Below are 6198 nucleotides of genomic sequence, written 5' to 3' on the forward strand. Positions count from 1 at the left end.
TCTCCTTGTTGGTGGTGGCTTGTCAAAGCACCAGGCCGCCGGCCCGCCGGACAGGGCCGGCAGGCGCGGCGGCCTGGATCGTTGATGGTGGCGGCAGGTTGATTGCCCTTATTGCGCCTTGGCCAGCCCCAGCTTCTCGATGATCGCCTTTTCCTTCTTGACGGTCTCGGCTGCAAACTGCGCGTACTGCTGGGTGTTCATGTAGTACGGCTCCATGTCGAACTTGGCCAGCGATTCGCGATAGTTGGGCATTTCCATTGCCTTCTTGAAGGCATCATGCAGCTTCTGCACGATCTTCGGGTCGGTGCCCTTGGGCGCGACCAGGCCGAACGGCGAGGTCTGCACGATGCCCATGCCCAGTTCCTTCAGCGTCGGCACGTTGGGGAAGCGCGCCGAGCGCTTTTCGCCCCAGGTCGACAGCAGGCGCAGCTTGCCCTGCTCCACATACGGCGCCCAGGCAGGGGTGTCGGCCACCGACATCACGTGGCCGCCCAGCAGCGCCTGCATCGACTCGGCGTTGCCCTTGTACGGGATGTGCGAGAACTGCACGCCCTGCTTCAGCGCCAGTTCTTCCATGGTCAGGTGCAGCGTCGTCATCGAGCCCGGCGAGCCGTAGGTGAGCTTGCCCGGATTGGCCTTGGCGTAGGCGACGTACTCCTGCATCGTCTTGATCGGCGAATCGGCCGGCACCACCAGGCCGAACGAGTAGCCGGCCAGGTTGATGATGTAGCTCAGGTCCTTGACCGGGTCCCAGTTGATCTTGGTGGTGTATGGCAGGCGGTAGACCGGCATGGCGACCTGGGCCAGCGTGTAGCCGTCGGGCGCGGTGGCCTGCATCATCTGCGCGGGCAGCACGCCGCCCGCGCCGGGCTTGTTCTCGACGATCACGGGCTGGCCCAGGATCTTGGAGGCGTTGTCGGCGAGCACGCGGAACGGGATATCCGTGGAGCCGCCGGCGGTGTAGCCGATCACCAGGCGGATCGGGCGCTGCGGGAACTTGTCGGCCTGTGCCTGGGCGGGCATGGCGGCAAAGCCCAGTGCCGCGGTGGCGGCGGCGATGCCCGCGCGGGCGATGAAGTGGCGGCGTTGCATTTGACTATGTCTCCTTGTGCTGCAAGTCACTGCTGAAAATGGAAGGCCGGGGCCGGTGCGGCCCTGACCGTGGCTGCTGGTCTAGTTGTGCGGTGTGCCGAACGCGGCGCGCAGCGCGGCAACGGCGTCGGCATGTGCCTGCACCACCGCCGGCACGAAACGGCCCAGCTTGAAGAAATCATGGATCATGCCGGGGTAGTCCGCCAGCGTGGCGGCGACGCCGGCGGCGCGCAGCTTCTCTGCGTAGGCCACGCCCTCGTCATGCAGCGGGTCGTAGCCGGCCACGGCGATCCAGGCCGGGCATGAGCCGCGCACCTCGGCGCCGGCGCCGCCGCCGTCCAGCGGGGCGAAACGCCAGTCGTCGCGGCTGGCTTCCTGGTCCAGGTACTGGGCAAAGAACCAGCGGATCATGTCCGCCGTCAGCAGGTAGCCATCGGCCAGCGCGCGGTGCGACGGCGTGTCCTGGCGCGCACAGGTGCCGGGATAGATCAGCAACTGCAGCACTGGCGCCAGGCCCGAATTGCGGGCCTCCACGGCACACGCCGCGGCCAGCGTGCCGCCGGCGCTGTCGCCTCCCAGTGCGATGCGCGCCGGGTCGGCACCCAGCCGGCCGGCTTCGGCGAAGACCCAGTGCAGCACATCGAAGGCGTCGTTGGCCGCCGTCGGGAAACGCCATTGCGGGCCGAGCCGGTAGTCCACCGACAGCACCATGCAGTCCGCCTGGCCACACAGCAGCCGGCACAGCGGATCGTGCGAATTGACGCTGCCGACCGTGAAGCCGCCGCCATGGAAATACACCAGCAGGGGCAGCGGCTCGGTCCAACTGGCCTCGCGCGGGGTGTACAGCCTGACCGGGATGGCGTGACCGTCGCGCGCCGGCGCCAGCAGGTCTTCCGCCATATGCACGGGCGGCGGGTTGATATCCAGGATCGGCGCACTTTTCTCGTACGCGATCTTGGCGTCCTCCGGCTCCATCGCGTGGATCGGCGGCCGCTTGGCGCGCGCGATCAGCTCCAGCAGCGCGGCCACCTGCGGGTCGAGCGGGCTGGACGGTAGGCCGGGCGTGGCGGGCGCATCAGGGTTGGAAGGCGGTGCGGCGGACATAGGGAATGACGCGGATCCGGACCCGGTGCCAGCGGCGCGCACAAGCTCTGGCGCGTCGCCCGCATCGGGAGAAGTTCGAATTGTGAACGATCGTTCGATTTTAGTATGATGCCAGATGTTCCAGGTGCCCGGCAGTACGAGATAACCCCGAAAAGTCCCTGTCAGCCTGCCACGCGGCAAGTTTTTGCGCGATGATCGACTGAAGCGATCCCGAGGGCTCCGGAAACGCAGTAGTGCAGGTCCATTGAAACCCAAGACAGCGTGCCTGGCGAGCATCCGCTCCAGGCCCGTGCAAAAGACAATTTGGCGGCAGATCCCGGCAGGAGACAAGCAAACATGGCGTTTATCTACTATCTGACCCACATCCACCTGGATTTCGGCGCGGTAAGCCTGCTCAAGTCCGAATGCGAGCGCATCGGCATCCGCCGCCCGCTGCTGGTGACCGACAAGGGCGTGGTCGCCGCCGGCGTGGCGCAGCGTGCCGTCGATGCGATGCAGGGCCTGCAGGTCGCAGTGTTCGATGAAACCCCGTCGAACCCGACCGAGGCCATGGTGCGCAAGGCCGCCGCGCAGTACCGCGAGGCCGGCTGCGACGGGCTGGTGGCGGTGGGCGGCGGCTCGTCGATCGACCTGGCCAAGGGCATCGCCATCCTGGCCACGCATGAGGGCGAGCTGACCACCTATGCCACCATCGAAGGCGGCAGCGGCAAGATCACCGACAAGGCGGCGCCGCTGATCGCGGTGCCCACCACCTCAGGCACCGGCAGCGAGGTGGCGCGCGGCGCCATCATCATCCTGGACGACGGCCGCAAGCTGGGTTTCCATTCCTGGCACCTGCTGCCCAAGTCCGCCGTCTGCGACCCGGAACTGACGCTGGGGCTGCCCGCCGGGCTGACCGCGGCCACCGGCATGGATGCGATCGCGCACTGCATCGAGACCTTCCTGGCCCCCGCCTTCAACCCGCCCGCGGACGGCATTGCCCTGGACGGCCTGGAGCGCGGCTGGGGCCATATCGAGCGCGCCACCCGCGACGGCCAGGACCGCGACGCGCGCCTGAACATGATGAGCGCATCGATGCAGGGCGCGATGGCCTTCCAGAAGGGGCTGGGCTGCGTGCATTCGCTGTCGCACCCGCTGGGCGGGCTGAAGATCGACGGCCGCACCGGCCTGCACCACGGCACCCTCAATGCGGTAGTGATGCCTGCTGTGCTGCGCTTCAATGCCGACGCGCCCACGGTGGTGCGCGACGATCGCTACGCACGCCTGCGCCGCGCCATGCACCTGCCCGACGGCGCCGATATCGCGCAGGCCGTGCACGACATGACCGCGCGCCTGGGCCTGCCCACCGGGCTGCGCCAGATGGGCGTCACCGAGGACATGTTCGACAAGGTGATTGCCGGTGCGCTGGTCGACCACTGCCACAAGACCAACCCGAAAGAAGCCAGCGCAGCGGATTATCGGCGTATGCTTGAGCAGTCCATGTAGCACACAGCAGCTTCCCGCCGGTCAGACCGACCAAGCGGCTGTCCGGCGGCCCTCCCCTCCACAGCGCAGGAGACAACATGAGCGGCGAGCATTTGCAGGTAGTCCATGGCGATATCACCCGGATGGAAGTCGATGCCATCGTCAACGCGGCCAATAGCGGCCTGTTGGGCGGCGGCGGGGTCGACGGGGCCATCCACGGGGCCGGCGGCTCCGCCATCAAGGAGGCCTGCCGCGCGATCCGCGACGCGCAGGGCGGCTGCCCCACCGGCGAGGCGGTGATCACCACCGGCGGCCACCTGCCGGCGCCATACGTGATCCACGCGGTCGGGCCGGTCTGGCAAGGGGGCGACCAGGGCGAGGACGAACTGCTCGCCAACGCCTACCGCAACAGCATCCGGCTGGCGGCGCAGCACCACCTGCGCAGGCTGGCCTTCCCCAATATCAGCACCGGCATCTACGCCTTCCCGCGCGAACGCGCGGCGGATATCGCCATCGCCGCGGTGCGCGAGGCGCTGGCCGGGGCGCCGGAGATCGAGCAGGTCACCTTCGTCTGCTTCGACGACGAGAACTACCGGCTGTACCGCGAGCGCTTGTCCTGAGACAGGCCGCGGGGCGTGCCCCGCGGCCCGCACCGCCTGCGTCAGAACTTGTGGCGCAGGCCCACGCGCAACACCGCCTGGCTGTCGTCGGCCGACGGACGCATGCCGTTGATCGCGGCCACCGCGCGCTTGCCGGTGGAATCGATCCCCGAGGCCTTCTGGTAGATCGCCATCGCGTAGACATCGGTGCGCCTGGACAGGTTGTAGTCCGCCCCCAGCACGAACTGCCGGTAGCTGGCGTCGTTGATGCCGCTGCCCCTGGCATAGTCCGCGGCCACGCCCATCAGCAATGCCGGCGTCACCTGGTACTTGAAGCTGGCTTCCACATTGTTGAAGGTTGCAGTGCCGCGATAGCGAACGGATTCGGGCCGGACGACAGGTCTCCAAGGTCCTTGAAGCGCGTGTTGGAGTACGTGGTCCCGACCGTGGCCGCACCGAAGCTGTACGCCGCGCCCGCGGCAAAGACTTCCTGCGAGCGTGCCGAGGCGTAGCCCGACTGCACCGGCGAGCCGATGTTGGTCAGCGTGTTCAACGGTGCCGAGCCGGTGGTATTGGCCGTGACGCCAGTGCCATAGAACGAGGTATTGGGATTCCTGACGTTCAGGTAGCCGATGCCGAGCAGCAACGGCCCGCTGCCATAGCCCGCGCCCAGCGACCAGATCTGGTTGCGCGCCGGGCTGCCCGCCACGCCGCCCAGGCTGTAGACCCCGCCAAAACTCAGGCCGCCGTAGTTCTGGCTGCGGAACTTGATGGCGTTGTTGACCCTGGCGGAGTTGTTCAGGTTGTCGATATCGCCGGGGTGGGCGTTGTAGAAACCGCCCCATTGCGCGCCGACGTTGAGCGGGCCGACAAAGTCCACCACCGAGTCGTACTGGCGGCCCATGGTCACTGTGCCATGGTTGCCGGACAGCCCGACATAGGCCTGGCGCCCGACGATCAGGCCACCCTGCCCGAGCTTGCCGCTGCTGGCGTCGAAGCCGTTTTCCAGCACGAACAGCGCCTTCATGCCACTGCCCAGGTCCTCGCTGCCGCGCAGGCCGAAGCGGCTGGCCTGGATCACGCCGCTGACCAGGCCGAACTGGTGATGGCCGCCGGCATTGTTGTTGTATGTCAGGCCTTCATCGACGACGCCATAGAGGGTCATGCTGCCCTGTGCGCAAGCCATTTGCGCGAATCCGCCGATCAATGCAAAACCTGCAAGCTGCTTTTTCATTCTTCAGTCTCCGTCTGTAAGTTTGCTGCTGGACTGCAAAATCCCGGCGCTGGCAAATGCCACTGCCAGGTGCCGGCCTCCCCGAACTGCCTTCAAAATCCACTGCATCAAATATCTGCCGGGCGATTTCTGCCGGATTTCCGTTGACAACAGGCGTGACAAAGCCGCTCACCGCTGTGAGCACGACTTGGCGCCGCCGGCGCAAGCCCGGAATCACCCCCCTGGAATAATCAGAAGTAAAAACCGCCCCGCCTTTTAAACAAGGCAGGACTCAGGCAGGAGAAAGCGTCAGGTAATCCCGCCTGATAATCGCCGCGCCCTAATCATCGAAATGAATCCAGGGCCGGCGCTCCCGGTCCGCCGCCTGGAACGCGTCGATGCGGGACGCCAGCTTCAGCGTCAGCGCGATCGGGTCCAGCCCTTCCAGCAGCATCTGCCGCTGCTCGCTGCCGAGCGTGAAGCCGTACCGCGCGCCCGCTGGCGACACCACTTCCAGCTGCTGGAGGTCGACCGTCACCTGCCGCGTGGCCGGTGCCGCGGCGCAATCGTCGGCGAGCGCCTGCACCGTTGCCATCGGCAGCACCACCGGCAGCAGGCCATTGCGCACACAGTTGTTGTGGAAGATGGCACCGAAGCCCGGCGCGACGATGGCGCGGATGCCGAACTCCTTCAGCGCATCCCCTTATACGGAAGTAGGACCGTCTC

Annotated in this window: 5 protein-coding genes and 1 pseudogene; 2 read left to right on the forward strand and 4 right to left on the reverse strand. The window is 66.9% G+C overall.

All coding sequences use genetic code 11. The features are described from left to right. Positions 1-108: 108 nt before the first annotated feature. Positions 109-1092, reverse strand: a complete 984-nt coding sequence (locus tag CF68_RS03430; RefSeq protein WP_035816060.1) for a tripartite tricarboxylate transporter substrate binding protein — start codon at positions 1090-1092, stop codon at positions 109-111. Positions 1093-1173: 81 nt separating this feature from the next. Further along, on the reverse strand, positions 1174-2196 hold the full coding sequence (locus tag CF68_RS03435; RefSeq protein ID WP_035816061.1) for an alpha/beta hydrolase: 1023 nt from the start codon (positions 2194-2196) through the stop codon (positions 1174-1176). A 336-nt stretch (positions 2197-2532) separates the two neighbouring features. Here CF68_RS03435 and CF68_RS03440 point away from each other — a divergent pair, with 336 nt between their 5' ends. Both CF68_RS03440 and CF68_RS03445 read left to right on the forward strand, forming a co-directional pair. After that, positions 2533-3681, forward strand: a complete 1149-nt coding sequence (locus tag CF68_RS03440; protein ID WP_035816063.1) for an iron-containing alcohol dehydrogenase — start codon at positions 2533-2535, stop codon at positions 3679-3681. Between the two features lie 77 nt (positions 3682-3758). After that, a complete protein-coding gene (locus CF68_RS03445; protein ID WP_013956548.1) occupies positions 3759-4280 on the forward strand; it encodes an O-acetyl-ADP-ribose deacetylase in 522 nt (173 codons plus the stop codon). A 41-nt stretch (positions 4281-4321) separates the two neighbouring features. On the opposite strand, the pseudogene CF68_RS03450 reads toward CF68_RS03445, so the two are convergent. Both CF68_RS03450 and CF68_RS03455 read right to left on the reverse strand, forming a co-directional pair. Then, positions 4322-5493, reverse strand: a pseudogene (locus CF68_RS03450) (porin). A 319-nt stretch (positions 5494-5812) separates the two neighbouring features. Beyond that, positions 5813-6166: a hypothetical protein gene (locus CF68_RS03455; protein ID WP_304413102.1), complete on the reverse strand. Its 354-nt coding sequence runs from the start codon at positions 6164-6166 to the stop codon at positions 5813-5815. Positions 6167-6198: the final 32 nt, after the last annotated feature.

Origin of the sequence: Cupriavidus sp. SK-4, from assembly GCF_000611125.1 — a bacterium.
In the GTDB taxonomy this organism is placed as follows: Bacteria; Pseudomonadota; Gammaproteobacteria; order Burkholderiales; family Burkholderiaceae; genus Cupriavidus; species Cupriavidus necator.

What these genes read in the sequence shown, in the direction of transcription:
- CF68_RS03430 (WP_035816060.1), bottom strand. Translation starts at nt 1,092, where the DNA reads ATGCAACGCCGCCACTTCATCGCCCGCGCGGGCATCGCCGCCGCCACC.
- CF68_RS03435 (WP_035816061.1), bottom strand. Translation starts at nt 2,196, where the DNA reads ATGTCCGCCGCACCGCCTTCCAACCCTGATGCGCCCGCCACGCCCGGC.
- CF68_RS03440 (WP_035816063.1), top strand. Translation starts at nt 2,533, where the DNA reads ATGGCGTTTATCTACTATCTGACCCACATCCACCTGGATTTCGGCGCG.
- CF68_RS03445 (WP_013956548.1), top strand. Translation starts at nt 3,759, where the DNA reads ATGAGCGGCGAGCATTTGCAGGTAGTCCATGGCGATATCACCCGGATG.